At 54.7% G+C, this 25377-nt stretch carries 30 protein-coding genes; 10 read left to right on the plus strand and 20 right to left on the minus strand.

The annotated features are described in order from the left end of the window. Positions 1–18: 18 nt before the first annotated feature. From ACH5Y9_RS08615 to ACH5Y9_RS08640, 6 genes are read right to left on the minus strand one after another with little or no spacing between them, the layout of a single operon-like run. Complete coding sequence (locus ACH5Y9_RS08615) at positions 19–804, minus strand: beta-ketoacyl synthase chain length factor (RefSeq protein WP_051669860.1); 786 nt, start codon at positions 802–804, stop codon at positions 19–21. Next, entirely contained in the window at positions 804–2006 is a 1203-nt protein-coding gene (locus tag ACH5Y9_RS08620) for a beta-ketoacyl-ACP synthase (protein WP_445369292.1), read from the minus strand. Before ACH5Y9_RS08620 ends, ACH5Y9_RS08615 begins: the two co-directional genes overlap by 1 nt. After that, positions 2006–4336: an MMPL family transporter gene (locus ACH5Y9_RS08625; RefSeq protein ID WP_445369293.1), complete on the minus strand. Its 2331-nt coding sequence runs from the start codon at positions 4334–4336 to the stop codon at positions 2006–2008. The genes ACH5Y9_RS08620 and ACH5Y9_RS08625 overlap by 1 nt, the downstream gene beginning before the upstream one ends. A 3-nt stretch (positions 4337–4339) precedes the next feature. Then, on the minus strand, positions 4340–4972 hold the full coding sequence (locus ACH5Y9_RS08630; protein WP_225893099.1) for a LolA family protein: 633 nt from the start codon (positions 4970–4972) through the stop codon (positions 4340–4342). Further along, the gene (locus ACH5Y9_RS08635; protein WP_445369294.1) at positions 4969–5580 is read right to left on the minus strand and encodes a hypothetical protein; all 612 of its coding nucleotides are present in this window, start codon (positions 5578–5580) and stop codon (positions 4969–4971) included. Before ACH5Y9_RS08635 ends, ACH5Y9_RS08630 begins: the two co-directional genes overlap by 4 nt. Before the next feature lie 2 nt (positions 5581–5582). Then, positions 5583–5846 (minus strand): phosphopantetheine-binding protein, encoded by a 264-nt coding sequence (locus ACH5Y9_RS08640; protein WP_101052310.1) that lies wholly within the window; start codon positions 5844–5846, stop codon positions 5583–5585. Between the two features lie 142 nt (positions 5847–5988). Here ACH5Y9_RS08640 and ACH5Y9_RS08645 point away from each other — a divergent pair, with 142 nt between their 5' ends. The 7 genes from ACH5Y9_RS08645 to ACH5Y9_RS08675 all read left to right on the plus strand — a co-directional run bounded on the left by ACH5Y9_RS08645 (position 5989) and on the right by ACH5Y9_RS08675 (position 11812). After that, positions 5989–6495, plus strand: a complete 507-nt coding sequence (locus ACH5Y9_RS08645) for a methyltransferase family protein (RefSeq protein WP_445369295.1) — start codon at positions 5989–5991, stop codon at positions 6493–6495. A 56-nt stretch (positions 6496–6551) separates the two neighbouring features. Beyond that, entirely contained in the window at positions 6552–6794 is a 243-nt protein-coding gene (locus ACH5Y9_RS08650) for an acyl carrier protein (RefSeq protein WP_192395483.1), read from the plus strand. Beyond that, positions 6791–8077 carry a hypothetical protein gene (locus ACH5Y9_RS08655; RefSeq protein WP_445369296.1) on the plus strand — a complete coding sequence of 429 codons (1287 nt, stop codon included), beginning with the start codon at positions 6791–6793 and terminating at the stop codon, positions 8075–8077. The genes ACH5Y9_RS08650 and ACH5Y9_RS08655 overlap by 4 nt, the downstream gene beginning before the upstream one ends. A gap of 155 nt (positions 8078–8232) precedes the next feature. Beyond that, the gene (locus tag ACH5Y9_RS08660) at positions 8233–9660 is read left to right on the plus strand and encodes an amino acid adenylation domain-containing protein (RefSeq protein WP_445369297.1); all 1428 of its coding nucleotides are present in this window, start codon (positions 8233–8235) and stop codon (positions 9658–9660) included. Between the two features lie 251 nt (positions 9661–9911). Beyond that, on the plus strand, positions 9912–10565 hold the full coding sequence (locus ACH5Y9_RS08665) for a hypothetical protein (protein WP_445369298.1): 654 nt from the start codon (positions 9912–9914) through the stop codon (positions 10563–10565). Between the two features lie 206 nt (positions 10566–10771). Continuing rightward, complete coding sequence (locus tag ACH5Y9_RS08670) at positions 10772–11302, plus strand: REP-associated tyrosine transposase (RefSeq protein WP_445369299.1); 531 nt, start codon at positions 10772–10774, stop codon at positions 11300–11302. Between the two features lie 75 nt (positions 11303–11377). Continuing rightward, positions 11378–11812, plus strand: coding sequence for a GNAT family N-acetyltransferase (locus tag ACH5Y9_RS08675; RefSeq protein WP_445369300.1), 435 nt, complete (start codon positions 11378–11380; stop codon positions 11810–11812). A gap of 137 nt (positions 11813–11949) precedes the next feature. Here ACH5Y9_RS08675 and ACH5Y9_RS08680 read toward each other — a convergent pair whose 3' ends face one another. Continuing rightward, entirely contained in the window at positions 11950–12693 is a 744-nt protein-coding gene (locus tag ACH5Y9_RS08680) for a YkgJ family cysteine cluster protein (protein ID WP_445369301.1), read from the minus strand. A 229-nt stretch (positions 12694–12922) separates the two neighbouring features. Here ACH5Y9_RS08680 and ACH5Y9_RS08685 point away from each other — a divergent pair, with 229 nt between their 5' ends. From ACH5Y9_RS08685 to ACH5Y9_RS08695, 3 genes are read left to right on the plus strand one after another with little or no spacing between them, the layout of a single operon-like run. Beyond that, positions 12923–14041, plus strand: coding sequence for an acyl-CoA dehydrogenase family protein (locus ACH5Y9_RS08685; protein ID WP_445369302.1), 1119 nt, complete (start codon positions 12923–12925; stop codon positions 14039–14041). Then, the gene (locus ACH5Y9_RS08690; RefSeq protein ID WP_445369303.1) at positions 14038–14868 is read left to right on the plus strand and encodes a polysaccharide deacetylase family protein; all 831 of its coding nucleotides are present in this window, start codon (positions 14038–14040) and stop codon (positions 14866–14868) included. Before ACH5Y9_RS08685 ends, ACH5Y9_RS08690 begins: the two co-directional genes overlap by 4 nt. 30 nt (positions 14869–14898) lie before the next feature. Next, the gene (locus ACH5Y9_RS08695; protein WP_445369304.1) at positions 14899–15276 is read left to right on the plus strand and encodes a rhodanese-like domain-containing protein; all 378 of its coding nucleotides are present in this window, start codon (positions 14899–14901) and stop codon (positions 15274–15276) included. A 65-nt stretch (positions 15277–15341) separates the two neighbouring features. Here the strand turns inward: ACH5Y9_RS08695 and ACH5Y9_RS08700 are convergent, their stop codons facing one another. From ACH5Y9_RS08700 to ACH5Y9_RS08760, 13 genes are all read right to left on the minus strand, one after another. Further along, positions 15342–15908, minus strand: coding sequence for a hypothetical protein (locus tag ACH5Y9_RS08700; protein WP_445369305.1), 567 nt, complete (start codon positions 15906–15908; stop codon positions 15342–15344). A 123-nt stretch (positions 15909–16031) separates the two neighbouring features. After that, positions 16032–16448 carry an acyl-CoA thioesterase gene (locus ACH5Y9_RS08705; RefSeq protein ID WP_415880797.1) on the minus strand — a complete coding sequence of 139 codons (417 nt, stop codon included), beginning with the start codon at positions 16446–16448 and terminating at the stop codon, positions 16032–16034. A gap of 1 nt (position 16449) precedes the next feature. Then, positions 16450–17427 carry an LpxL/LpxP family acyltransferase gene (locus ACH5Y9_RS08710; RefSeq protein ID WP_445369306.1) on the minus strand — a complete coding sequence of 326 codons (978 nt, stop codon included), beginning with the start codon at positions 17425–17427 and terminating at the stop codon, positions 16450–16452. Beyond that, positions 17424–18167, minus strand: a complete 744-nt coding sequence (locus ACH5Y9_RS08715; RefSeq protein WP_445369307.1) for a glycosyltransferase family 2 protein — start codon at positions 18165–18167, stop codon at positions 17424–17426. The genes ACH5Y9_RS08710 and ACH5Y9_RS08715 overlap by 4 nt, the downstream gene beginning before the upstream one ends. After that, positions 18151–18528 carry an ApeI family dehydratase gene (locus ACH5Y9_RS08720; RefSeq protein WP_445369308.1) on the minus strand — a complete coding sequence of 126 codons (378 nt, stop codon included), beginning with the start codon at positions 18526–18528 and terminating at the stop codon, positions 18151–18153. Before ACH5Y9_RS08720 ends, ACH5Y9_RS08715 begins: the two co-directional genes overlap by 17 nt. A 2-nt stretch (positions 18529–18530) precedes the next feature. Next, positions 18531–19178: a hypothetical protein gene (locus ACH5Y9_RS08725; RefSeq protein ID WP_445369309.1), complete on the minus strand. Its 648-nt coding sequence runs from the start codon at positions 19176–19178 to the stop codon at positions 18531–18533. 6 nt (positions 19179–19184) lie between these two features. Then, positions 19185–19433, minus strand: coding sequence for an acyl carrier protein (locus tag ACH5Y9_RS08730; RefSeq protein WP_033156272.1), 249 nt, complete (start codon positions 19431–19433; stop codon positions 19185–19187). 184 nt (positions 19434–19617) lie between these two features. After that, positions 19618–20406 (minus strand): beta-ketoacyl synthase chain length factor, encoded by a 789-nt coding sequence (locus tag ACH5Y9_RS08735; protein WP_445369310.1) that lies wholly within the window; start codon positions 20404–20406, stop codon positions 19618–19620. A 1-nt stretch (position 20407) separates the two neighbouring features. Further along, positions 20408–21643: a beta-ketoacyl-ACP synthase gene (locus ACH5Y9_RS08740; protein WP_445369311.1), complete on the minus strand. Its 1236-nt coding sequence runs from the start codon at positions 21641–21643 to the stop codon at positions 20408–20410. Then, complete coding sequence (gene fabG / locus ACH5Y9_RS08745; RefSeq protein WP_445369312.1) at positions 21637–22365, minus strand: 3-oxoacyl-ACP reductase FabG; 729 nt, start codon at positions 22363–22365, stop codon at positions 21637–21639. The genes ACH5Y9_RS08740 and fabG overlap by 7 nt, the downstream gene beginning before the upstream one ends. Next, positions 22362–22853 carry an ApeP family dehydratase gene (locus tag ACH5Y9_RS08750; RefSeq protein WP_445369313.1) on the minus strand — a complete coding sequence of 164 codons (492 nt, stop codon included), beginning with the start codon at positions 22851–22853 and terminating at the stop codon, positions 22362–22364. Before ACH5Y9_RS08750 ends, fabG begins: the two co-directional genes overlap by 4 nt. After that, on the minus strand, positions 22825–23994 hold the full coding sequence (locus ACH5Y9_RS08755; protein ID WP_445369314.1) for a beta-ketoacyl-ACP synthase: 1170 nt from the start codon (positions 23992–23994) through the stop codon (positions 22825–22827). The genes ACH5Y9_RS08750 and ACH5Y9_RS08755 overlap by 29 nt, the downstream gene beginning before the upstream one ends. Before the next feature lie 10 nt (positions 23995–24004). Further along, complete coding sequence (locus ACH5Y9_RS08760) at positions 24005–25231, minus strand: NAD(P)/FAD-dependent oxidoreductase (RefSeq protein WP_445369315.1); 1227 nt, start codon at positions 25229–25231, stop codon at positions 24005–24007. Positions 25232–25377 lie beyond the last annotated feature (146 nt).

The following is a 25377-nucleotide window of genomic DNA, read 5'->3' on the forward strand; positions in this document are numbered from 1 at the left end:
CGGTCAATAGTAGTTCAGTTACCGCCATTTTTCACCATCGCCCGTTTTCGGATAAGCAGAGGCCACTCCTGCATGAACTTGCCAACCCGGCATATGCGGGCTTAATGCTATGGCTTGCGGTACTCTTCCGGTTAAAGCCGCTTCAAGCAAAGGAATGGCGGCCAAAATGGGCATGCTATTAACCGAATCAGTCCAGTCCGCCGGAAAAATGCTTTCGCCAACTTGCGGTCTGCTAATCTGCATCAGTCGTCCGTCCACTGTTCCAGCCGCCAATAGCAAGGCGTAGGCAAATGCCGGATTACCGCAACCGGGAACCAGATAGCCCGGCCATGCCTCATCGTAACAAACCAATAGCAGCTCACCTCCCTGGCAAGCCAACTGGCACCAGGCTTCCAACAACGCCATTGCCAAGGTATCTGATCCTGCCGCCAGAGCGGTGGCTGGCTGGGTACATTGCTGAGCGATACTCCAATAACCCGCCGCGGTATTTTGCACGGAATTGTGAAAAGCGCTGGGCGACATCACCCCGTCCGTTTTGACCAGTTGGTTACAAATCTGGTCGGTGGTGTTTATTTCTCCGGCCACGCTGGCAAATATCGCCGGTAAGCTGGATGGCGAACGCTGGGCTTGCTCGCAGGCAGCGCTTGCCGCGCTGAAGGCCATCTGCATCGCCTGGCTGCTACGCCGGCGCAACAGCGGCGGGATGGTCTCGCGATTGATAGCAAAAGCCGGAAACGGCAGGTTAGCCCGAAAATCGGGGTCCGGCGCACAAACGCCCACGCCAAGCAGGCTCATGCAATCCATTATGCAGCCTCCAGCAGGACACTGGCATTGTTACCGCCGAAGCCAAACGCATTGCTCAATATCAGTCGGGGGCTGACGTTCAGTTCCGGCGCTGTTACCAGCGGAAACCGGCATTCGGGGTCGGGCATTTGCAAACCGCAGGTGCCGGGCAAAAATCCGCGCTCCAAAGCCAGTAGGCTCACCACGACTTCCAAGGCACCGGCCGCCCCCAAAGTATGACCCAGCAAACCTTTCACGCCACTGCAGGGCGGCGGATTGGCAAACACGCTGGCTACCGCTCTGGCCTCGGCCAGATCGTTTAAAGTGCTGGCGGTGGCATGCAAATTAATGTAATCGACCTCGCTCACGTCGCGTCCAGCCAAACGTAAAGCCTGCGCCATTGCCGAAGCAGCCCCAAGCCCCTCCGGGTGCGGGGCGCTCATATGGTGGGCATCCGACGATTCCCCCACCGCCAACAGTCGGGGCCGATCGGTATTGTCAGCGCTGGGTTTTTCCAACAACAGTAAAGCCGCGCCCTCCCCTATGTTAATCCCTTGGCGCCCGGCATCCATCGGCCGGCAAGCGTCCGCCGAGATCAGTTGCAAACTGTTGAAGCCGCGCAGGGTCAGGCGGCACAAACTGTCTACGCCGGCCACCAATACCGCGTCACAGCACTCTGTGACGATCAATCTTTGTGCGGCGGCCAAGGCTTTGGCGCTGGATGAGCAGGCGGTGGAGATGGCGTAGCAAGGCCCTTGCAAGCCCATTTCCAAGCGTAAAAACTCGGCCGTGGCTTGGGCGGTTTGCACCTTGGTGAAATAAAAGTCGCCAGGCATCACGCCGTCTTGCTGAAAGCTCGCATAGGCATTCTCTGAGTCGTATATACCGGAGGTACTGGTGCCGAGTATTAAACCGACGCGGGCCGCACCGTAACAGGCGACCGACCTCTCCATCTCGGCGCGAAAACCGCCCTGCTCCAAAGCTTTTAATGCCAAGCGGGCATTGCGGGAATTGTAGGTTTGCAAATCACGCCGAATGTCCGGTAAAGCTGAAGTCACCTCACCCACTACCGTATCAAAAGGAATGTCGAACAAGCTTAGCGGTTTCAGGCAAGGACGATTGGCTAGCAGACTGGCGTACAAAGCGTCCACATCGTCACCGCCGGCGCTGACGCATTGGTAGGCCGTGACGGCGACTGGAGAAATCAGTGGGGAAATAGGCATTAATTCTTTGGCTTTTGGATCAGTAAGGGACAAAGTAAAAAACCCAAGCTCACGCCCAAGCTTACCGACAGTGCCAGAATTGGCAAGGTGGGCGTCTTGCCCAAGCCCATGGCACCGAAAGAGGCAATCGTAGTCAGAGTGGATGAGGCAATCGCGTGGTAAGTCACATCGGCATCTTGGCCGCGGTTGTCGATAAAAAAGATGCCGTAATCCACACATAACGACACCGATAACAACAAGCCGACCACATGCAGAAAACTGACTTCCTCGCCCATCAGCGCCCACGTGGCAAAAATGAACAGCACGCCAGCCAGCGAAGGCAGCAAGGTCAAACACACTTTGCGCAGGTCGCGTTGTTGCAGCCAAATAAACAAGGCCATTATGCCTATGCCTATGCCCAGCATCATTAAAGACCGGTCCCGATATTTCCCCGCCAACTGATCCAGTTGATCTTTTTGGCTGAAGTACCGCGTACCGGCCAATCCGGCCAAACCGGCTGTCAATTTGGCGGGATCGTGTTCGCCCAACCACAGCGACAACATCACCCCGGTTTGCCCGGTGACTATTTGTCCGGACAGAATATGCCTGACCGGCGAGTCGATCACCGACTCTGGCTGCAGCGCTGCGTGGGACGCAGGGGCTAACGTCCCTAACTTCTCGACCGATAAGCCCGCCTGAGCTAAGCCGGCTTGCCAAGCTTGCTGAAATTCCGGCGTCAGGCCACGTTGGTAAACCTGGCTGTTCTCGGTTTGCAACTGCTTGGATACCAACCACGGAAACAGGCCGTGATATTCGCTAATGACTCCCGCTTGCTTTAAAGACTGCAACCGGCGCTCGGCGGCTTCGGACCGTTGCAGCGCAGTTTCCCAGTCGTCGGCTTGTATCAACACAAAACGGCCCGGTTCGATACTGGAAAAATGCGCGCGCACTGCCGCATCCTGCTGTTTTAAGCTATCCATATTGACCGCCAGTTGCTGCATATCGCTCATCCAACGAATCTGCGGCAGACAGAGCACAGCCATGACGACGCTGGCGGCGAACAGACCCAGCATGATTTTCCGGTGCAGGCCGCAGAAGTCCACCCAAGCGCCGATGCCGGGTAAATGCGCGGCGTGCAGCGATGAATTGACCAGCAAAGCCGGCAATACCCAGCGGGTCAAGCCCAGCGAGCCGACCACGCTGGCCAAGGCAAACACGGCAATTTGCTCGAAGCCTGGAAAGCCGGTAAAGCCCAAAGCGCCGTAGCCGATCACCGTGGTCAAGCCGCCCATCAACAGGCTGGGCCACAACAGCTTGGCCGCTGATAGTGGGGTGTTGCGATGCTTGGCGCAATGCACCATCACATGAATCGGGTAATCCGAGGAGATGCCGATCAAACTGGCGCCCAAGGCCAGCGTCAAACTGTGGACTTGCGGAAAGACTAAAGCCGTTGCCAGGGTGCCGATTACAAACGACGCGCCCTGCACCATCATCACCCAATGCAAAGCCGAGAACGAGTGAAACAGGAATAAAAATACCAGCGCCACCGCCAAACTGGACACCACCGACACCAGCGTCACATCCTGACTAATCTCGCTTTGCGCGGCCACGCTGAACACCGGCACCCCGGCCATCGACAACTTGAAACTCTCCCCCGCCGCAGCGTTTAACGCCGCAAAATTGGCTTGGATCGCCGCTTGCAGGCGCGTCTGCGCTGCCGAATCCAGCGCCGCCGGCCGGCTTTGCATGATTAACGCGCCACCCTGACTGCGTTTGGCTTGCTGCTGAAATTGTCCCTGTAACGCCTTGAAGCCATTGAGTGACAGCAACAACGGATCTTGCTTGGCAATGGTTTTTACAAAGCTACCTTGCGGCGACAGCAAGGCCTGCTTCAATCCTGCGGCTTTGGTCGGCAACTGGCTGGGATCGAACAATGCCGGCGCGTCTTGTTCAGGGTTTAGACTGAACAACCGGGCGTGGTATGGCGCATACGAAGCTACGGCATCGACCCAGTCGCGGGGCGGCTGATCGGCCGGCCACACTTGCTCCACGTCATCCAGCTTAGCTAACTGACTAAGCAGTCTGGCACTGAATGCGGCCACGGACATTGGGGTTTCGCCGCCATTCGTGGCGTCTGTCACTGGGGGGTGATCGGACTTTTCCACCACCAGCAAATAGCGCCGCGACAGTTCGCCTGACTTCAACAAGCCGGCCAACAGCCGGGAGTCTTCATCGTCGGTCGCGGTAAAAAAAGCATTCAGGTCTGTCTCGACCTTGATGTGCCAGAACGTGATTGCCAACAATAAAGGAAACAGCAGCACAAACCAGCGCTTTCGCCAGACAAAAGACACGCCCTATTCTCCGCTGGCTTCCCGCAACAAACTTGGGAGCGAATAGCCCTGTTGTTGTGCTGCCGTGGCTTTGTGCATGCGGTATTCGGTGGATTCGCCGTCCGGCTGTTTGATTAAAATCCGCCGTTGCTGGTCTTGGTCATCGCCGGCTATTTCAATAGACGGGAGATCATCACCGCTCAGCTCCGGTTTCGGCGTCAGCCGCAACGTCCATTGCGGGCCTTGCTTGTCGGCGGCGATGGCATAGTTAAGCTGCAATTCTTCCGTGCGGCCTTGCAGGATGCTGCGAAACACTTTGATTTGCTCGCCCGCCGGCCCCGCCGAATCCAGAGCCGCGCTGTGGCGCTGGTTTTGCTGCGGGTCCCAGTAAAGCATGCGCTGTTCGGCGATAGCCATAATCACCCGCGCCGGTTGCAGTTGCAATTTGACCAGGCTGCCGTCGGTGCCGGACAGCATGACACCTTGTCCGTGCCATGGCGCGTCTGCCAGTTCCAGCACGCGGGTTTCCTCATACTGAAACTGCGCCTGACCTGTTTGGCGGATTCGAGTCAATAACTCGCTCAGCACTGCGTCATCAGCCCATCCAAACATGGGCAACACGGCCAAAAGCAAAAACAGCGTGCGTTTAATCGTCATCCCTTGAATACCTTATGGCCGTTCATGGCGATGCATTTGAAGGTTTCCAGAGCCGGTGGAATTTCCAAATTGGGAAAGCGCCGATGCCGGTAAAACCATTCTCCGGTTCCCAGTAGGCCCATCAATAGATACACCACCACACCGGTGTAAAGCGCCCAAGCGGTTTGTCCGGCAAGCGCCGGCAGTGCAGCGCAAATAACAATATTGGCAGCAAAAAAACCTGTCCAAATCCAGGTTAGTTGCCGGCAATACTTGGCAATGCCCGGCACCAATTCGGGAAACTGCAAACGCACCAAGCGTTCGATAAAAGAAGGCGGCGACCACAAGGTATGCCCGAACAAAAATGTCAGCCACAAATAGGCAAACGACGGCACCAGCCAGACAAAATAGGTCGTGGCAAAATAGGCACCGGCCAGCAACACCGCTGCCAGTAAAAAACTAATTAAACGCGCGACTAACCCGGACGAGGTAAAACCGCGCCACAAGGTCAGCGCAGCGAAGACGATGAGTTCGAAGCTGGCAAAACCGAGACCAGCCAGGTAGGCACTCAAAAAAGGATAAACAACGACGATACCGGCGATAATCAGCGGTTTAACGACCTGCCCCATGGTTAACGGGTGCGATTAGCGGCGACGAAGTCTGCGAGCGAGCGGAGAGAGAGAAAGATCTGATTATTGCGTTCGTCGCCGGAGGTGATCTTGATGCCGTATTGGCGGTCCAGCATCACGCCGATTTCCAGCGCGTCGATAGAGTCCAAGCCCAATCCACCGCCGAACAAAGCATCATCCGGTGACAGGTCATCCGGGACGATGTCTTCCAGGAGCAAGCCCTCGATAAGCATGGTTTTCAATTGGCTGATCAAGTCTTCTGACATGGCTGTTCAAGTTCCATTAACAAACGCCGGATTCTACACAAATTCCCGCAGCGGTTCAAAATCACTTGGATTGCGGCACGGGTAATGCCAAAATTGCCGCAAGCTTAGCCCATCCGAACTTCCAAACCCGACAGACCGATACGTGCGTCCTTTCCTGGCCTTCAAAATCCTGCTATTCACACTGCTCGTTCCCGGCGCGGTGTTGGTTTACATGCCTTACTGGGTACTTTCCGACTCAGCCGGTAACTTGCTGCCGGCCAACCTGGCCTGGGCTCCGCCCGCCGGCTTTTGTATTATCCTGGGTTTGGCTAGTTATCTGCGCTGCGCCTGGGATTTTGCCGTCGCGGGCATGGGTACACCCGCGCCTATCGATCCACCCCAAAAACTGGTAGTGAGCGGTCTGTATCGGCGGACCCGCAATCCAATGTTTCAAGGCGTATTGCTGGTGTTGCTGGCGGAATGTTTGCTGTATGCCGATCCGGGCCTGATAGTCTATGCCGGCTCGATTGCGCTGTTTTTTCATATTACCGTGGTATTTCGCGAAGAACCGGATTTGACCCGCCGGTTTGGCGCGTCTTACAGCCACTATTGTCGGCAGGTGCCGTGCTGGGGTTTTGCGTCAAAAGCCTTTTCCCCGGAGCCGATTTAACGCGCGTGCTGCGCTTTGACTAGGATTTGCTTTTAACTCACCCACCTTTTGCTGCTATGAAGGAAATACTCAAACATTTCATCTTTGCCGAACTGATTTACCACGAAGACCCGGCCGCATTCGGCGATGACGACAACCTGTTGGATGCCGGCCTGGACAGCATGGGCATCATGCGTTTAATCATGTTCGCCGAGAAAGAATTCGGCGTGACGCTGCCTGACACCGAAATCGAACCGGATAACGTCGGCAGCCTCAACTCGCTGGCAAACTGGATTCGCCGCAGCGGTTACGCCGGATGACAAACCCCCAAGAACAGCTCTTCAATCCCGGCGATTATTTTACCTACGTACTCGACCAGGAAATCCGCAACGCCGGCATGCCAGGCGGCTATTGCGGCTTTGCCTTGCAACTAGCCCAAACGCCGGATTTGACCGACTTGCAAAAGCGCTTGGATTTGTTGGTGACACGCTTTCCGCAAGCATCCGCCAGAATCGAGCCGCGCGGCAAGCGTTTCTCTTGGGTCGCCACCGGCAACCCAATCCCGCTGGAACGTCATCAGTGCCAGCCGGGTGCGAGCGAGGCGGACGAATCGCAACGCCTACTCTTGGACATTTTCAATCGCCCTGAATCCCGGCCGCTGACCGTGCACTGGATAGCTGGCGCGGAAGGCGGCACTTTGCTGCTGATTTGGTTGCATCCTCTATTGGATGCGCGCGGCTGCAAGATATTGCTGGATTTTCTGTCGTCCGAACGGCCGGAAAGCTTCAAGGAATCTTCGTCCTTAATCGAAGCCAAACTGGCGCAATGGAGCTTCTGGAAAAAACTACAGTTGTTTTTCAAAGCCAAACGCCACAATACCGCCGCCAATAGCCTGGATAGTTGCCTGCCCACACAAATTGAACAAGGCCCGCAGCGCCTGCACTTAAAAATACAGCGCTTCGATGCTGACCAATCGCAACGCATCGCCAAGTTGGCGCAACAAGCCACTGGCTTGACCGGGCGTACCTTATACTATCTCGGCTGCTTCATGCGGGCGATGGAACTGGTCGGCCCGCCGGCCGCTAAAGACGGTTATTGCATCCCTTATGCGTTTAACCTGCGCCGCCAGAACGCTCCGACGCCGGTATTCGGCAATCATATCGGCTGCCTGTTCGCCCGCGCCACTCGCGAGCAAGTGCGGGATAGAACAGGTTTGTTTGCGCATCTAGTCAGCGAACATAAGCAAGTGGTCCGCGATGAACTGGACCTGGCCTACCTGCCGCTGATGTGGCTGGGCCAATGGCTATCGCCCGACAAATACGCGAAAGTGCTGCGCAAACAGCACAGCGGCGGTGAGTTGAGCTCGTTGTGGTTTTCCGACATTGGCGAATTGTCCTGGAGCAAGAAAGGCTTTCTCGGCGCTCAGGTTACTGATCTATCGCTGATGTGCTGGATGACCTTGCCGCCCGGTTTGGCGCTGCTGGCCTGCCAACTCGACGGCAAGCTGGTTTTGTCCTATAGCTACTTGTCGCCGGCGATCGACGAAGCGTGGCTGGATGCGGTGATCGCGCGGATGAATGTCGAGTTATTGGATAGCCCATGATACTCGCTCATCTCCACCTATCGTTCCCACGCTCCAGCGTGGGAATGCAGTTAGAACCGCTCCAGCGGTTCTGGACGCTGGAGCGTCCCTGACCGGGTTCCCACGCGGGAGCGTGGGAACCATAAAATCGTCATTTTTTAGCGAAACCTAAACCGATGTTGCTAGCGCCATTTCTACACCAATGCCAACACCAACCGGACGCCCTGGCCTTGCAAGAGCAAGACCGGCAAGTCAGCTACCGGCAATTGCTGCAACAGGCCCAATCCATCGCCGTTGCCTTGCAAGCAAAGGGCGTCCGGCCAGGCCAGCCGGTCGCGGTGCATCTGGATCGCGGTATCGATGCCGCCTGCGCGCTGTTCGGCGTGCTGCTGGCGGGAGCCTGCTATGTGCCTTTAGATCTGAAGAATCCGGCACCGAGACTGAGCTTTATCGTCGCCGATGCTCGGGTTTGCGTAGTAGTAGGATCGGATTCGGCGCCTGACTGGCTAGATGAAAACTTGTGGCTGGACATCGCCAACTGTAAGGAAGGTGTTCCAGCTCCAGTTGAAATTCCCGCGGAATCGCTGGCGGCGATTTTGTATACCTCCGGCTCCACCGGTCAGCCGCGCGGCGTAGCGCTCAGCCATAGAACGGTATCAGCATTCGCATCGTGGGCCGCCGATTTGCTGACTTTAACGCCTGCCGACCGCATCGCCAGCAGCGCACCGTTTTTCTTCGATCTATCCACCTTCGATCTTTACGCCGTGTTAGGTAGCGGTGCCAGCCTGCATTTCATCCCGGCCGGCTTGAGCATGGCCCCGGCTCGCTTGAGCGCCTGGCTGAGCGAACAGGCCATCACCGGCTGGTATACCGTGCCCTCCTTGCTGGCCTTCCTCACTTACAAAGGCAATTTGGCACAAACCCCGCTGGCGGCTTTGCGTTTCATTATTTTCGCCGGCGAGGTGTTCCCCACCCCGGCCCTGATCGATTTGACCACCAGTTTGCCGCGGACGACCTTGTACAATTTCTTCGGCCCCACCGAAACCAATGTCTGCTGCTATTGGCCAGTGCAACGCGAGCGCTTGGTCGCCGAGCAAACCATCCCCATCGGCCTCCCCGCTGCCGGCTGCGAACTGCACATAGCCGCCGACACCGGCGAGTTATGGGTACGCGGACCGACGCTAGCCAGCGGCTACTGGCGCGACGGCCAGGTAGAGTCTTTTCTGAATGCCGACGATTGGTATCCCACCGGCGACCGAGCCAGCCTGGAGCAAGGCGAATACCGCTTTCACGGTCGCTTGGGACGCATGCTGAAATGCTCCGGCTACCGCGTCGAGCCGGCGGAAATTGAGGCAGTCGTCAATGCGATTGTCGGTGTCAAAGGCTGCGCCGTGGTCGGTGTAGACGACCCAACCGCCGGCCAGCGTCCTGCCTTGGCGGTGGTTTTAGCAGATGAGCTGACTATCGGCGAAGTCCGCAAGGTGCTGAGCCGGCAATTGCCGGCTTACATGCAGCCTAGTCGTTATCTGGTTGTGGAGGAGTTACCGCGATTGGCTAATGGGAAGATGGATTACATCTACTTAGCAATTATGCTTTCGGCATAAAGTTCGGGCGTAAATCAAACGGATTGCTTCTGTTACTAGGGCTTTTGCCATTGCTGATGATAGACGGACCAACGATAGTCGCGACGCTGGAGCGTCTAGAGCGGCGTTCCCACGCTGAAGCGTGGGAACGATGGAAGGATGAAACTAGAATTAAGTTGTAGCGGGAAAACAGGTTTCGTATATGAATAATTGCAGTTAGAGATGATATACAAAAACTTTATAACTACTTATTAGAGGAGTAGCGGTATCTGATGGCTACACCAGAAACTATCTTCGGACTGACGAGCGCCGACATATCGCTTGTCAGTGCTTTCATTTCGCTCGTGTCTGTCTACGTGGCTATCCGCCTTGCTTGGAACACGAGGTTCAGCCCGCCGTCATTAGTAGGGGCATTCCCTTACGCCATACTTTGGACCTTCTTTGAAAAAACCAATGGAGAGCCCAATGGTTTTTTTCTCGTTCCTTTCTTTTGGCTCTCGAATACCGGCGTACGGTCTATGTTAGTCGCAGACTTACGATTGATCGTTTCGCCTCTCAATGGTGAAACATTCACGCTTTTTCCAATTCACTCGATACCGACGGAGGCGGTTGAATCGCCAAACACGTTCTCCGACCATGAACTATTGAGAATTGGAGACGCACCATTCGGTGGATTTGCTATCTCAAATTCCGAAAAATGGACAAATCACCATGCTCTCTCTCTTTCCCCTGAGCAACGTGCATCCCTAAAAGGCAAAGTCAAATTCACGGTTCAGATCAAGCGAGTTGGAGCTAAGCGTTTCGAGAAAGCCATTTCTCAAAAAATTGGCTTTGATGTCTCGTCCTTCGACTGGCTTACCTGGGCTGGTGTTGGGGGGCCTTCGGCCCATTATTACTATTCCGAAGAGCTACGCCAACGCAAATGACAAGTAAGCACTTAACCTCTCATTCCAGCTATCTGCAGCGAATTGCCTGGCAGGCCGGTGACTAGCACGATCTATCGCTCCCTCTCTCCATGTGGGAAGGATAACAAACCGGCCATCACGGATTCGCCATGTAATATTCATCGTTCCCACGCTCCGCGTGGGAACGCAGCCTCGGACGCTCCAGCGTCCTGAAAAACAACTATCCAATGGGCCGAAGTCGTTACGCCATCACTGAACCCCAGCAAGCACATTTCATGACCTGCACGGTTGTGGAATGGCTGCCGGTCTTTACCCGGCCGGAAACCGTGCAAATCCTGCTCGACTGCTGGCAATTTCAGCGGCAACAAGTCGGCTTGAAACTGTATGGCTACGTGATTCTGGAAAACCATCTGCATTTCATCGCTCAGAGCACCGCGCTGGATAAATGCGTTGCCAGCTTCAAAGCCTATACCGCGCGGCGGATCATCGATCATTTGCAGGCAAAACAAGCCGAACATTTATTGCAAAGATTACGGTTTGCCAAATGCGCTCACAAGCATGATCGGGAGTTTCAGTTCTGGCAGGAAGGCGTGCATGCTGAGCTGATTCTTAATGAAGCGATGATGCGGGAAAAGTTGGATTATATTCATGCCAATCCGGTGAAGCGGGGTTATGTAAATTTGCCCGAGCATTGGCGCTATTCCAGTGCTGCGAACTATGCGGGATTAGGCGGCTTGATCGAAATCGATACTTGGTAGCCGTGACGCTGGAGCGTCTGGGGCGGCATTCCCACGCTGGAGCGTGGGAACGATACACAACATTTGGCTTACTTTATGACCGCCTTTACCCTGATCGACGCAGCAGAGCATGACAAACATTTCATATTTAATGCGTTCAAGCTATCGATGCGCGATTACATCGATTGGGCATGGGGCTGGGACGACGAGTTTCAACATACCGGTTTCTGGAGAAACCTACAGGTGCAAAACTTCAAACTGATTTGCATCGGCAAAGAACCTGCCGGCGCTATCTATGTGCAGGAGAGCGAGCAAAGTCATTGGGTTCGCACCCTGTTTCTGCTACCTGAATTTCAAAGACGGGGAATAGGCTCCACTTTGCTGGCACAAGAAGCTTTGCGGGCCAAAAACCTGAATAAGAAATTGGTACTGGACGTGATAAAGATCAACCCGGCAAAGCGTCTCTACGACCGGATGGGCTTCAGAGTAATTGGTGAAGACCGGGCGCTATATCACATGGAATTAGGCTGATACTTGTAATTGTGCTGGGCTGGGCTGGATGGTTGCACTTTGGTAGCCGTGATGCTGGAGCGTCCGGGGCTTCGTTCCCACGCTGGAGCGTGGGAACGATAAGCTAATTCCATCGTTTCCAGCGGCATCAAGTAACGTCACGGATTCGCCATATAGTCAAAAAACTCCCGCAGCCAAGCCTCGCCACGCTTTTTTGGAAATTGGTTGGGGTGTTTCTTGACCCATTGCAAGGCGTAAATCATCGGCACCGAATCCAGATCTTTGATGTGGCTGGTGCGCCAAAGTTTGCGGACAATTTTGGACACCTGAAATTTTAACTCGATGTGCCTGACATGTTCCGGTGTCGGGTTTTGGCAATGTTCGGCCGGGGATGTCACCAGATATTCTCGGCAAGCCAAGGGCCGGACCGGATGAATGGAGCAGCTTTCCGCTTCCAAAAACGGACAGGGCACCCCTTGCTGAAAATAAGTCAGCGCGTGTTGCTCTACCGCTTCGTGGCTGGTGCCTTCAGCCAGCATCTGTTCGAGCCGGCTCAGCCACTGGATAGCATCCAATTTTTCGCAAGCATCGGCAAAGCGTTGCTTGACTGCGGAACGTCTGGGCTCGGGCAATTGTTCGACCACACCGGCGATTTGATAGGCTTCGAATTCCGCCAACGGCACCACTTGTCGGCAGCAGGCGCCGCAGCCGGCTTGGCAGGAGATGGTCTCTTGGTCCGCAACAAAGGCAGCCACTGCGGTTTCGACAAATGTGTTGTTGATGCGATGCAGTGCCGGCAGCATCGCTACCGGCGTCACTTTTTCCGTTGGCGCGCTGAATTTCAGCTCGATAGGCTTACCGTAAAGCGTTAGTTTGACGTTGGCGGGTGTGGTTTTGCTCATGCGTGCTTTTAAGTTATTGATAATCGTCTAGCCAGGCTTACTCTGGTTGATAAATCGCAAGTGGCGATGCCTGGCGTTTCAAGCCTAACCAGCATAGAAGCTTTTGCGAAAAAACAGAAACCTTGTCTTTGCAAGCTTACCTCGGCGCTGCATGCCTTCGTTCCCACGCAGGAGCTTGGGAACGATACAATACAATGCAAATTCATTGAGTTTGCTCAAATCCTAAACCATGACTATAGCCACTGACTTTTCCGAGATACTTGTTTACGCAGGCCGACCGAATGAAACCGAAATCAAAGTTCGTTTGCGTGCCGTCGCCGAACTTGGTGTGTTTCGACATGCCCTGCCCTCTGCCGTCGGCGGTTTTGGCGATAACTTTGCCTCGTTAGTCGAAACCCATCGCCGCCTTGGCGAAACCTGTCGCGATCCCGGTCTGATGCTGGCGATCAACGCCCATCTTTGGGGTTCGGTTTACCCTATCCTGTTGTACGGCAGCGAGGCGCAGCAAGAAAAATTTCTGCCGGCGTTGTTGAGCGGAGACTGGCTGGGCGGGCATGCCATCACCGAGCCGTCTTGCGGCTCCGACGTGCAAGCGATGACTACTCATGCCAAACAAACGGGCGACGGTTATCTACTAAACGGCGAAAAGCGTTATATCACTAACGTGCCATTGGCCGACTGGTTGGTGATTTACGCCAAGCTGGACGGCAAGATTTCCGCTTTCCTGGTGTCCCGTGAAGATGACGGCTGCCATTTCAGCAATGAAAGTGCATTGGATGCCTGCAGGGGCAGCGCCACCGGTAGTGTGATTTTGCAAGATTGCCGGCTCGGTGCAGACCGCCTGCTCGGAAAAATCGGCGCCGGCACCCAAATGATCCAAAAGGCTTTGGAATACGAACGGGCCTTCGTGTTCGCCGGCATCGCCGGGATTATGGATTGGCAACTGGCGGAAGTGGTTCGTTATAGCCGGGAGCGGCGCTCCGGCGGCGTGCATTTGGGTAAGCATCAGGCCGTCAGCCATCGCATCGCCGAGATGAAATTACGGCTGGACACTGTCGATTTATGGCTGGGGAAATGCGCGCGATTATGCGACGCCGGCCAACGCCTGACGATGGCGTCGGCGCAAACCAAGCTTTATGCGGCCGAGGCTTTCCTGCAATCCAGCATGGATGCAGTGCAGATCATGGGCGCGGCCGGCTTGGAATCGGGGGGCGCTATGGCGGAATTGGTGCAGGATGCAATGGCCGGCCGCTTGTTTTCCGGCAGTTCGGAAGTGCAGAAAAACCTGATCGCCGCCCTGCTCGGTACCGGCGACGCTTACCGGTTAAACACGCAACCCCATTCATGATGAATTTTTCCGCTTACCGCAACTGGCAGCCTACGCCGCTAATGAAGGTTTCATTGGTAATAACAATAGCCGCTCCGCTGGCGATAGTTATTCAACCAAGCATTTGGCCTTGGGCCTTGATGATTTTTATTGCCGATCAGTTGGTTTTAACCTTTGCCGGGCTTTGGCCGCGTTGCTCTTGGGTAGGCTCGAACTGGACCTCGCTGCCGCCTGCCGCCGCCGCGCGGGGCGACATTGCCATTACCATCGACGATGGCCCCGATCCCGAAATCACCCCCGCCGTGCTGGACCTGCTTGATCGTTTCGGCGCCAAAGCCACGTTTTTCTGCATCGCCGCTAAAGCCCAACGCTACCCGGATTTGTGTCGGGACATAGTCAAACGCGGACATGCGGTGGAAAATCACAGCATGCACCACCAATACCATTTGCCGTTTTTGTTGCTGAATGGCTGGATGGCCGAACTAAACGCGGCCCAGGATGCTCTGACTGAGGTGACCGGCATTCGCCCCCGGTTTTTTCGGCCGCCGGTCGGTTTGCGCAATCCTTTGCTTGATCCGGTGCTCAGCCGCCTGGGTTTGCAATTGGCTAGTTGGACCAAGCGCGGCTTCGATACGATTGAAGGCAATCCGCAAGTCGTCTTTGCGAAATTGTTGAAAGACTTGAAAGCTGGCGACATTCTGTTGCTGCATGACAGTAACTCGGCGCGTACCAATAGCGGCCAGCCGGTGATTCTGGCGGTATTACCGGCCTTGCTGGAGGCCATTACCGCCGCGAATTTGCAACCGGTCACGCTGAGTGAAAGCTTGGATCGTTGCCAAAATCCCTAACGCATCTATCTGATTTCGGAGAATTAAGCCATGAACAAAACCATTGCCAGTGCAGCGTTAAGCCTGTTTCTGAGCGGTTGCGCGTTTCAAGCACCCGATTATGTACAAATGGTCACCGCGCCGGAGTTAAATCAGCTGATGCAAAAACAGGATATTTTTCTGGTGGACGTGCATACCCCAGAGCAGCGGCATATCAAAGGCACCGATGCGTTTATTCCTTACAACAACGTCGAGAAATACCTGGATAAACTGCCGCAAGATAAAGCCACGCCGATTTATCTGTACTGCGAAGGCGGGCCGATGGGCAATGCCGCAGCTAGAACGCTACACGCATTGGGTTACGAGCATTTGCGCAATTTGGAAGGAGGAACCAAAGCCTGGGCTAAAGCCGGATTTGGGTTTGAATAGGCCAATGATCGCTACTGGAGCCGGCACTGCAACTGCCGGCTCCACTAAATCAAAAGCCCCTGTGCTTATTCGGCAATACTATCGACCTTGCCGTTTTTAAATTTCACCACAAAACGGTTGAATAGATTCGACCAATAAGTCCAGTCGTCGCTATCGAGCGAAGGCGTGACATGCTGCGGCGGGTAGCCGATGGCTGCCAGCACGGCTTTCTTGCTCATGCCTGTCTTCACCTGCCCTGCCAAAATACTTTCGCGCTCAGTTGGGGTAAATTGATTTAGGTCTACCTTGCTGGTGCCGGCGATTTTACTGAAAGCAATCGGCATATCGTCCTTGGTAAATTTTTGCACGTTTTCGACTGTAATCAATTGTCCGCTGGATTCCACTCTAAGTACCGCCTCATCGGAGGTCAGCTTCAGCAGCGCTACTGGCGTATTGATCGGAATCAACTGGCCTTTACGGTAATTGGTGGTGCGGAACCGGTTCTGCTCTTGGAACAGGCTGAACTGCGTATAGTAAACCTGCGCGGGCTGGACAACCGCTGCCGCGCCTTCACCTGGCTTAAGCTCCTTCTTGCAGCCCACCGCCAACACAGCCAAGCAGAGCAACATCACAATGTAGTTTTTTCTGAACATAATCAAAATCCCTCGAGCAAAAGGTTAAGAACAGGCTGACGCTAGGCAACAGGCGACGCGACAGTACAACAAAGACGACAAACCGGAACAGCCCAAAACACAAACGCTACAGTAAGCGCCTAGCTAGGGCGAATCAGATTTAATCCCGAGCTTTTCCAAAAACACCGCAGGCGAAGCGAAGCACATTTCACGGCTATCCGCATCCACGGCTGCCTGGATGGTATGGCCCTTGGCCAAGACTTCGCCGGTTTCGGCATCGGCAACCTGGTATTTAATCTTCATCCGGTATTCCCATTCCACCAACTCCGCTGATACCTTGATCCGTTGTTCGAATTGGGCGGGACGCACATAACGCAATTGCAAATCCACAATCGGCCAGACGTAACCGGTTTCTTTCATGGCCATATAACCGTAGCCGATTTTATCCAGCATCGCGCAACGGGCAATCTCGATGTATTTGCAATAGTGGCCGTGCCAGGCAATATTCAATAGATCGATGTCATGAAAAGGCACGGTCAATTCCACTTCGGCGCGCAACATATTAGTTGTCCTCGACGGCTATCTGACTGGTATCGCCCGCAGTTGTCTTGCTCCAATACGGGTAAAAATTAAACCATTGTAGCGGCGCTATCCGGCAGTAGGCTTCCAGTCGTTCGGCATATTGTCGCGCCAGATTTTTCAGCATGTCATGCCTTTTGGGTTCACCGCGCGGGATGCGAATAGATTCCGCGAAGGGTTCCAGATGGATTTTGAATCGACCGTTCACCGGAAAGCAAAACAAGGTATATACCGGGCAACGCAACAGCGAAGCCAACAGATACGGGCCTTGCGGAAATTCGGCGTCCTCGCCCAGAAAGCTGGCCGACACCGTGCGGCCGCCTTGCACCGGAATCCGGTCGCCGACCATCACCAGAAATTCGCCGCGCTCGATCTTTTCCTGCAAGGTAATCGCTATCGCCGGGCTTAACTCGGTCACTTGAATTAATTGGATGGTGGCGCTGCCGCGACTGCCGAGCAGGCGGTTGAATTTCTCGGCATGTTTGGTATGCACCAAGATGTTGAGATGGATGTGGCCGCGCATCGTGGCGATGGCTTGGCAAATTTCCAGGTTACCGATATGTCCGGACAGCAGCATGGCGCCGCGTTTTTGTTCGATCAAATCCAAAAGGAGCTGGCGATTGGGAAAATCCACTTGCTCGGGCGTGATATTGCCGGTCCACACCACGATTTTATCCAGCAAGGTTTCGCCGAAGCTTAAGAAATGCAGGTAACTTTGCCAGAGTCCGCTCCCCAAACCCAACGCCGGGTAAAAATCGGCCAAATGGCGCAAATATTCCCTGGAAGACTCGCGGGCAAGACGCCCGGCCAGAAAGTAGTAACTGACCACCGGCCGCAAAAATAGCCTAAACACCCAGCGTCCGAATTGCCGATACACCCATACCAAAGCCTGTATGCCCCAAAGCAGGCTGTTTTCCTCCACGGCGGCCCAATGCCGGGCGGCGGTGTTCGCGGGCTTCATTGAAAATGCCTCAGTAGCAGTTTGGGCCAGCGTAACAACATACCGAAAAATAAACGGGCATGAGTCTGACTTAGCAGCAGATTGTCCTCCAAAGCCCGGAAATGCGATAAGCCGTCCAGCGGGTAGCGCACCTGAGTGGGAATGGAGATGACTGTCACGCCTTGCCAATAAAGCCGCACCAAAATCTCCGTATCAAAACCCATGCGATTTTCCATGGCTTGACTTTGAATCAACTTTGCGCAAGACGCCAGCGGGTAAACCCGGTAGCCGCACATCGAGTCGGGGATGGCGAAAGACTGTGTGTTGATATGTACCCAAATATGGGTCAGGTAGCGGGCGTAGTAGCGCAGTTTAGGAATCGATGCGTCGAACAGCGCTCGACCGATGACCACCGCTGCCGGCGCTTGTTTGGCGGCGTTTAGAAATTTATTCACATCGTTTAAATCGTGCTGGCCGTCGGCATCGATTTGCAGCGCGTGCGAATACCCTTGGGTTTGAGCTGCCAGAATGCCGGCTTTGACCGCCGCGCCCTTCCCTTGGTTAATCTCCAGCCTGACACTTTGCACCCAGGCATATTGCTCGGCTAAGCCGCGAATCACCTCGGCGCAGGCCGCATCGCTACCGTCATCCACCAGCAGACAAGGCAGCTCATGCGCCGCCAAACGCTCAATAATGCCGGGTAGCGGCTTTTCATGGTTATAAACCGGAATCAAGATGCAGGGATTAAAGGTGGTGCTCATGAAAGTAAATTCTACCCGAGCTGTATTCGCAGGCTGCCGAACGGTAACAAAAAGTGAGTTTCCCGGCTTGTTGCAGATAGTGCAATGCCAATTCCAGCTCTTGTCCAGGTAACAATAGCTCTTTGAATTTTACCGATTCCATATGACTGAAGTCGCGGCTTAAACCCAGGTATTGCCGCGCATAATGCGCCGCCCATTGGATTTGCACGACGCCGGGTACCACCGCAATTTCGTCGAAATGACCGTTAAAATAAGTCAGATCTTTGGGGATGCGTAACACCAGCACCACGCCGTCGGCCTGAATTTGTTTGGTTAGCGTTTCCGGAAACAAAACGCCTGCTTCGCTTCGCTGATTTTCCATACTCAAAAGCTGGCCTTCACTTTGCGGCGTACCGCCATTTCTGCTGCCATCAACAAACCCATCAGCACATACGAGATACAACCATTGTAAAGGCTCCACAACCAGCGGTCGCCATACCAAATAGTCAGCAAGGAAATTGCTGCGTTGCCGAGAAAAAAACAGCTCCAAACCAGGGTGACTCTGCGGGTATACAGCACGCCATGAGCCGGCAGATCCGGAAATTCCAGCCTGGCTAGCCGTTCCACTACCGTCGGCGGATGGATCAAACTGAAAGCAAATACCGCAAAAAACAGCAGGCTGACGAACACCGGATAAGCCAGCAGCCAACCGGAATCGTTAACCAGTGCGCCCAGCAATAGAAATAGCGCGCAGGCCAATATCAACCTAGACTCGGCTACCGCCACCGATTTGCGCTGCTTTTGCAGCCAGTAACGCAGCAAGAATAATCCGGCCAGCCCTAAAGCCATGGAACGGGGTTGAAAATAATCGGCGGAAAACCAAATCAGAAAGGGATAGCTGACCGTCGCGGCCCCGATAATCACATTGAGGATGATTTGCCGAGGCTCTGCTGGAGGTTTTGGCCAAATGCGGGTGTTTGAGTTTGCCTGAATCTTGGTCGGGACCCGATTGGTGAAAAAACCCTTAAACATCCAGGCTTATTCAGCACTGATGCGATGCACAGTATCGACCACATCCTGGATGGTGCGGGCATTTTTGAAATCCTCGGGATTGATGCGTTTGCCGGTAATCTCGCGCAGCCTGACCATCAAATCCACCGCATCAATGCTGTCGATGTCCAAATCCTGCCGCAAGTTAGCCTCCAAGGTGATGTCCTCGGGCGTTAACTCGAACATTTCCGACATCAACTCTCTTAAGGTGGCAAATACGTCTTCTTGGGTCTTCATACGGGTGTTGTTTCCTGTTGCGATACTCGATTCGGCCAGACATTCACGCTGCAATAAATGCGCAACGGGCTCGATTTAGCGAGTATCGGTTGCTATTGTTTTCTTCCGGCACCACTCCAAGCGCCAAAGTATCTGTGCCAAACGCGCGATAAATTACTACGCCAAACAGGGATTATACCCTGGGTTACGGCAGATCGCTTAGGCCGCTGGCAATCGAGTTATGAAACTCGTCCAAACGCCAATGCCAGATCGCCCTGTCCTGCCGACAAGATCCGCTTTGCCGCCCTGATATGACTGCTTGCACGAAATTGGGCAAGCCCTTTTCCGGGATTGCCGGGCCATTTACCGGCTCGCGCGCCAGTTGCAATTGCGGCCCCGCGCCGCCAGGCCTTGCCAGCGTCATCGCCAAAGCCCAGGTGGTTTGGCTGCCGGGCAGATAAGACAAATAAGCCTCCGGCAAAGGCTGTTCATAACAGACGAGCAAAACCTGGGGAACATCCAGCAACATGCCGCCTGCTTCCATAAAAGCCGCATACAGCCCTTCCGTACCGCCGGCCAAGGCTACATACGGTAAATAGCTTGTAATATGGAAACTGGACAAGCCGGCGATGGCATTATGCACGCACTGGCTGAAGCGGCTGGGCGAAACATGCTCGCCCTTTGCCAACTCTTCAAGCATCTCGAAGTAATACTGACTTTCGCCATGGTTTGAAAAAAATACCGAGGGCATATCGCCGTTTTCACTGCGACTGCGCCAAGCCACAGCGCAGGCGGCTCTGGCTAATGGCGATAATCTGCGCCTTTGCATCGCCGGTAAAAACCCCACATCGGCCTTACCTTGGTTATGCGGCAATATTTCCCCATTAGGCCAGCTAGTGGTTTGGGGTTCCGGTGCGGATTGCCAGAAACACCAGTGCTTTACTGTGAAAGCCAAACGGCTTTCCCTGCCGGACTCGGCCATGTTCTCGGTCAACTCAGCTATCCCAGCGCTGTAAAACCAAAGATGTGTTGATGCCGCCAAACGCAAAATTATTACTAACGATGTAGTCGGCGTGGATATGACGGCCGTAGCCGGTCAGATAATCCAGTTCGGCACAACGCGGATCGAGATTATCCAGATTTAGGTTGGGATGAAACCAACCTTCGCGCAGCATCTGAATCGCCACCATGGCTTCCAAGGCCCCGCAAGCACCCAATGTATGACCGGTGAAACTTTTCAAACTGCTGATTGGCGTATTACCGCCAAACACCGCGGCCGTTGCATGGCTTTCGGCGATGTCGCCCTGCTCAGTGGCGGTGCCGTGCGCACTGATATAAGCAATCTGATTGGCTTCCAGCTGGGCATCCTGTAAGGCCAGACGCATGACTACCTGCATGGTATCGGCATTGGGTTGCGTGGCGTGTACACCGTCGGCATTGGTGGCAAACCCGGCAATTTCGGCGTAGATCCGCGCGCCGCGCGCCAAAGCCCGTTCCAGTTCCTCCAATACCAAGGTACAAGCACCCTCGCCGATTACCAAGCCGTCGCGTTCGCGGTCGAAAGGCCGGGGAGTCAGATTAGGTTCGCTGTTACGGGTACTGGTGGCGTACAGCGCATCGAATAACGCCGCTTCGGTCGGGCAAAGTTCTTCCGCGCCGCCCGCCAGCATCACGTCCTGCAAACCGTATTTGATCGCCTCGTAGGCGTAACCGATGCCCTGGCTGCCAGAAGTACAGGCACTGACAGAAGGTATAACCCGGCCGCGCACCTGAAAAAACAAAGCCACGTTGGCGCAGGTGGTGTGGCCCATCATTTTCAGATAAGTGGTAGCATTCAGATTGCCAATGTCGTGATTAATCAGCATTCTACCGAAGTCGGCGATAGCCGGCGTCGATCCGACTGACGAACCGTAAGCTACACCGGTGCGGCCGCTGCTGATAATCGGATCACCCAGCAAACCGGCATCAAGCATAGCCAGTTCCGTAGCCCGAGTTGCCATTAACGAGACTCGGCCCATGCTGCGGGTGTTTTTGCGGGTGTAATGGCCCGGCAGCGTGAAATTTTCCACTGCCCCCGCTAAACGGGTCAGCAGACCGTTATAAATTTCCCATTCCGGAATGTAGCGAATGCCGGATTGCTTGGCTAAAAGGCTGCCGCGTATTTCCTGCCAATCGTTGCCAATCGGCGAAAAACCGGCCATGCCGGTCACGACGACGCGGCGGGTCAACACAAACCTCCATTCACCGAAATCACTTGCCGGGTAATGTAAGCGGCGTCTTCGGACATCAAAAACGCCACCAACGCCGCGACTTCTTCCGGCGTGCCTAAGCGTTTGGCCGGTACGGCGGCCAGCGCTTCTTCTAGGGGCAAACCTTCCAGCATCTCGGTTTCGATTAAACCAGGGGCCACACAGTTGACGGTGATTTTGCGCTTCGCCAACTCCACCGCCAGCGCTTTCGTCGCGCCGATAATGCCGGCTTTGGCTGCGCTGTAATTGACTTGGCCGCGGTTGCCGACTAAACCGGACACGGAAGACAGCGTGACGATGCGTCCCGGTTTACGGCGTTGTATCATCGGCATCACCAGCGGATAAAGCACGTTGTAAAAACCATCCAGATTACTGCGCAATACTTGATCCCAATCCTCGCCGCTCAGCGCTGGAAAGGCATTGTCTCGGGAAAGGCCAGCATTGCAGACCACGCCATAGTAGGCGCCATGGGTTTGAATATCGTTTTCTAAACTGTCTTTGGCCGCATGGCGGTCGGCCAAATCAAAGCTCAGCACGCGCGCTTGGCGGCCCATCTCGACAATCTGCTGTTTGACTTGCTCGGCTTCATCCAGCCGGCTGCGGCAATGCAGCACAATATCGTAGCCCTCGCGAGCAAGGCGCAGGGCGATGGCTTTGCCGATGCCTCGGCTGGATCCTGTGACCAGGATGGTGGGTTGGCTCATATTCCTTTTCCGGCGAGAAATTTTTGCGAATCCTGTGGCAGCAACACATTTAACTTCGAGCTGGCCTTGATATTTTGCCCGGTTATCGTGCAGTCGAACACCGACATATCGTTGGCGGCCTCGATAATTTTTTCCGCCTCGACGATCAGTTTGGCGCCACAGGGAAAACTGCCGACCGAGCATTCGAAGTAGCGCGTGCCTAATAAAAACCCCAAACCAATCGCTTCGCCTCGGCACTTGCGGTGATACCCGGAGTAGGCGGCAATAGTTTGCGCCATGTATTCCAAACCTACCCAGGCCGGCACGCTGTGATCGCCACACGAAAACAGGCCGTCGTCGCGCACCTGCAATTCGACCACGATATGGCTGTCACTGACTTCCAGGACCCGGTCCAACAGCACCATACGCCCGGACTGAGGTACTAGGTTTTCGATGGCATAGGGAAAAGCCGCTGGACTGTCAGGGATGTCCAATGAGCAGGGACACATTGTTTCCGCCGAATGAAAAAGAGTTGCTAAGGCAGTATTGTAGCGGCTTTGGCTGCTGGTTTTCCAGCCCGACCAAGTTTATCCGAACCATGTCCGGGTCAGGTTCGCCATCCCACAGATGCGCAGGTAAACGCCTTTCTTGATGTAAATCAGACACTAGCAACCAGCATAAACCGGCTTCCAGCGCACCTGCCGCACCTAAACAATGGCCGGTGGACGGTTTGCTGGAACTGCATGCCGTATCGCTACCGAACAACTGCGCAACCGCCCGATTTTCCATCGCATCGTTTTGCCAGGTGGCCGTGCCGTGCAGATTGATGTAATCGATTTGCTCGGGCCTCAGCTGTGCATCAGCCAATGCCGCCTGCATTGCCAGTAAAGCGCAGCTACCGTCAGGGCGTGGCGCGGAAATATGATAGGCATCGGCACTGGCCCCAACACCCAGCAACGCGATGTCTCCAGGCTCGCGCGTCATCAGAAATAAAGCCGCGCCTTCGCCTATCGTCGTGCCGTCGCGATTTTTACTGAACGGATTGCAAGTGGTTTTGCTAAGAGCACCCAACGCAAAAAAGCCTTCCAGCGTGGTGCGGCATAAACTATCAGCACCGCCCACTACGACCGCATCGCAGACGCCCAAGCGCAGCAGGCGACGGGCCGACGCCATGGCGTTGGCACTCGATGAACAGGTGGTGGAGACGGTATAGGCCGGGCCACGAACGTCCAGGTAAGCCGCCAGAAACTCCGCTACGCCACCCAATTCCTGCTGCTTGTAGTGATAGTGACCAGGCATGCTCCCGCTTGCCCGCAACACTTGCACCGCACTTTCACCCTCGGCAATCCCCGAGGTACTAGTGCCTACCACTATGCCAACGCGATCTGCGCCGTAACGAGCGATTGCGGTGCTGACAGAGGACTCGATCTGGCAAAGCGCCGACAACAGTAAACGGTTGTTGCGGCAATCGTATTGTTTAAGCTTGGCCGGAATGACCGGTAATTCAGTTAGCACGCCGAATGCGGGAATCGCCGCATCCAGACAGGCCGGCGGAACGGGCTCAACGGAACGACCGGCAAGCCATGCGGCTAAAATATCGGCCTTGCTGTCGCCCAAGGCGCAGACCATGCCTAAGTCATGTAAATACAAATTACACCGCTCAGGCAGTTTGATACGTTGCCAAGATGGCCTCGATTTTCTTAGCGCTGCGCTGCGTCATCGGGTTTTCCTCGTCCCAGGCATAGCCGGCAAGAATGGAACAAATCATGGCCTTGACGCTGGCCAACTGATTTTCTTCGAAAATAATTTGCTGGAAACGGCCATCGTACCAAGCCTCCACATAAGCCCGAAATACCTCAATGCCCTTGCGCAAAGCCTGTTCGTATTCGACAGACCAGTTTACCGGCTCACCGCGTAATTGCCGGTCAACCAAGGGTACGGCCAACGCGGCGGATTTCATCGCAATCGTCACGCCGGATGAAAACACCGGATCGAGAAACTCCCCGGCATTGCCAAGCAAGGCAAAGCCCTGACCGTACAGTTGCTTGACGTTGGCCGAGTAGCCGCCGATGGTATTAGCCGGGGTATCGAAATCGGCGTCCGTCAACAGCTCGGCGAGACGTGGTTCTTCGAAGGCAATTTCCTTTAACACTTCGAGCGGCTCGCCGTTACGCTGATCCAGGAAACCCGCTGGCGTCACGACACCCAGCGAGCTTCTGCCGTTACTGAATGGAATCAGCCAGTACCAGATTTCATGAAACTCAGGATGAATGGCAATTAATATTTTATTGCGGTCGTAATCGGGTACAGTAATCCGATCCTCGATATGCGTGAACAGCGCGCGCCGCGGTGGCAACGAAGAAGGCGTTTCCAGATCCAATAATCTTGGCAATACCCTACCAAAACCGCTGGCATCCAATACCATCTTTGCGCGCCACTGCTTGTGCACGCCGTTGGCATCCACGCTGGTCAGACTGGCTTGCTCAGGATTACTAAAATCGGCTGCCAGGATGGTTTGTTGATAATGAATAGGCACGCCGGCCGCCTCGGCGCTGTCGGCCAACACCTTATCGAAATGGGCGCGCGGTACTTGAAAGGTGGTGCCCCAGCCTGGGCTGAATTTTTGGGTGAAATCGAATTCGGTCAGTTTGCCGGCTCTAGAAAATGCCGCGCCGTTTTTGAATTGAAAACCTTCCGCCGTCACCGCCGGTAGCATATCCGCGGCTTCCATAAAGGCCATGCATTGCGGCAGCAGGCTTTCGCCAATCGAGAACCGCGGGAACTGCTCTTTTTCCAGGATCACCACCTGGTGTCCAAGTTGTTTCAGCATCTTGGCCGCGACGCTGCCGGAGGGGCCGGCCCCGATAATCAATACATCTGCATCCATTTACTTACCAACCCTCTTATCCGGTTAAAATACGTCCAGCAAAAATTCAGAAACAACGGCAATGCCGCTAAGTTAACGTTCTTCCCCCGTTGGAAAAGTACCCATATGGGCATGAAGGGGCTCGAGGGGGATTTATTTATGAAATC

Source organism: Methylomonas sp. BW4-1 (assembly GCF_052474385.1).

Coding starts and splice junctions, on each gene's coding strand:
- ACH5Y9_RS08615 (WP_051669860.1), bottom strand. CDS start 804: ATGGATTGCATGAGCCTGCTTGGCGTGGGCGTTTGTGCGCCGGACCCC.
- ACH5Y9_RS08620 (WP_445369292.1), bottom strand. CDS start 2,006: ATGCCTATTTCCCCACTGATTTCTCCAGTCGCCGTCACGGCCTACCAA.
- ACH5Y9_RS08630 (WP_225893099.1), bottom strand. CDS start 4,972: ATGACGATTAAACGCACGCTGTTTTTGCTTTTGGCCGTGTTGCCCATG.
- ACH5Y9_RS08635 (WP_445369294.1), bottom strand. CDS start 5,580: ATGGGGCAGGTCGTTAAACCGCTGATTATCGCCGGTATCGTCGTTGTT.
- ACH5Y9_RS08640 (WP_101052310.1), bottom strand. CDS start 5,846: ATGTCAGAAGACTTGATCAGCCAATTGAAAACCATGCTTATCGAGGGC.
- ACH5Y9_RS08650 (WP_192395483.1), top strand. CDS start 6,552: ATGAAGGAAATACTCAAACATTTCATCTTTGCCGAACTGATTTACCAC.
- ACH5Y9_RS08655 (WP_445369296.1), top strand. CDS start 6,791: ATGACAAACCCCCAAGAACAGCTCTTCAATCCCGGCGATTATTTTACC.
- ACH5Y9_RS08660 (WP_445369297.1), top strand. CDS start 8,233: ATGTTGCTAGCGCCATTTCTACACCAATGCCAACACCAACCGGACGCC.
- ACH5Y9_RS08665 (WP_445369298.1), top strand. CDS start 9,912: ATGGCTACACCAGAAACTATCTTCGGACTGACGAGCGCCGACATATCG.
- ACH5Y9_RS08670 (WP_445369299.1), top strand. CDS start 10,772: ATGGGCCGAAGTCGTTACGCCATCACTGAACCCCAGCAAGCACATTTC.
- ACH5Y9_RS08675 (WP_445369300.1), top strand. CDS start 11,378: ATGACCGCCTTTACCCTGATCGACGCAGCAGAGCATGACAAACATTTC.
- ACH5Y9_RS08680 (WP_445369301.1), bottom strand. CDS start 12,693: ATGAGCAAAACCACACCCGCCAACGTCAAACTAACGCTTTACGGTAAG.
- ACH5Y9_RS08685 (WP_445369302.1), top strand. CDS start 12,923: ATGACTATAGCCACTGACTTTTCCGAGATACTTGTTTACGCAGGCCGA.
- ACH5Y9_RS08690 (WP_445369303.1), top strand. CDS start 14,038: ATGATGAATTTTTCCGCTTACCGCAACTGGCAGCCTACGCCGCTAATG.
- ACH5Y9_RS08695 (WP_445369304.1), top strand. CDS start 14,899: ATGAACAAAACCATTGCCAGTGCAGCGTTAAGCCTGTTTCTGAGCGGT.
- ACH5Y9_RS08700 (WP_445369305.1), bottom strand. CDS start 15,908: ATGTTCAGAAAAAACTACATTGTGATGTTGCTCTGCTTGGCTGTGTTG.
- ACH5Y9_RS08705 (WP_415880797.1), bottom strand. CDS start 16,448: ATGTTGCGCGCCGAAGTGGAATTGACCGTGCCTTTTCATGACATCGAT.
- ACH5Y9_RS08710 (WP_445369306.1), bottom strand. CDS start 17,427: ATGAAGCCCGCGAACACCGCCGCCCGGCATTGGGCCGCCGTGGAGGAA.
- ACH5Y9_RS08715 (WP_445369307.1), bottom strand. CDS start 18,167: ATGAGCACCACCTTTAATCCCTGCATCTTGATTCCGGTTTATAACCAT.
- ACH5Y9_RS08720 (WP_445369308.1), bottom strand. CDS start 18,528: ATGGAAAATCAGCGAAGCGAAGCAGGCGTTTTGTTTCCGGAAACGCTA.
- ACH5Y9_RS08725 (WP_445369309.1), bottom strand. CDS start 19,178: ATGTTTAAGGGTTTTTTCACCAATCGGGTCCCGACCAAGATTCAGGCA.
- ACH5Y9_RS08730 (WP_033156272.1), bottom strand. CDS start 19,433: ATGAAGACCCAAGAAGACGTATTTGCCACCTTAAGAGAGTTGATGTCG.
- fabG (WP_445369312.1), bottom strand. CDS start 22,365: ATGAGCCAACCCACCATCCTGGTCACAGGATCCAGCCGAGGCATCGGC.
- ACH5Y9_RS08750 (WP_445369313.1), bottom strand. CDS start 22,853: ATGTGTCCCTGCTCATTGGACATCCCTGACAGTCCAGCGGCTTTTCCC.
- ACH5Y9_RS08760 (WP_445369315.1), bottom strand. CDS start 25,231: ATGGATGCAGATGTATTGATTATCGGGGCCGGCCCCTCCGGCAGCGTC.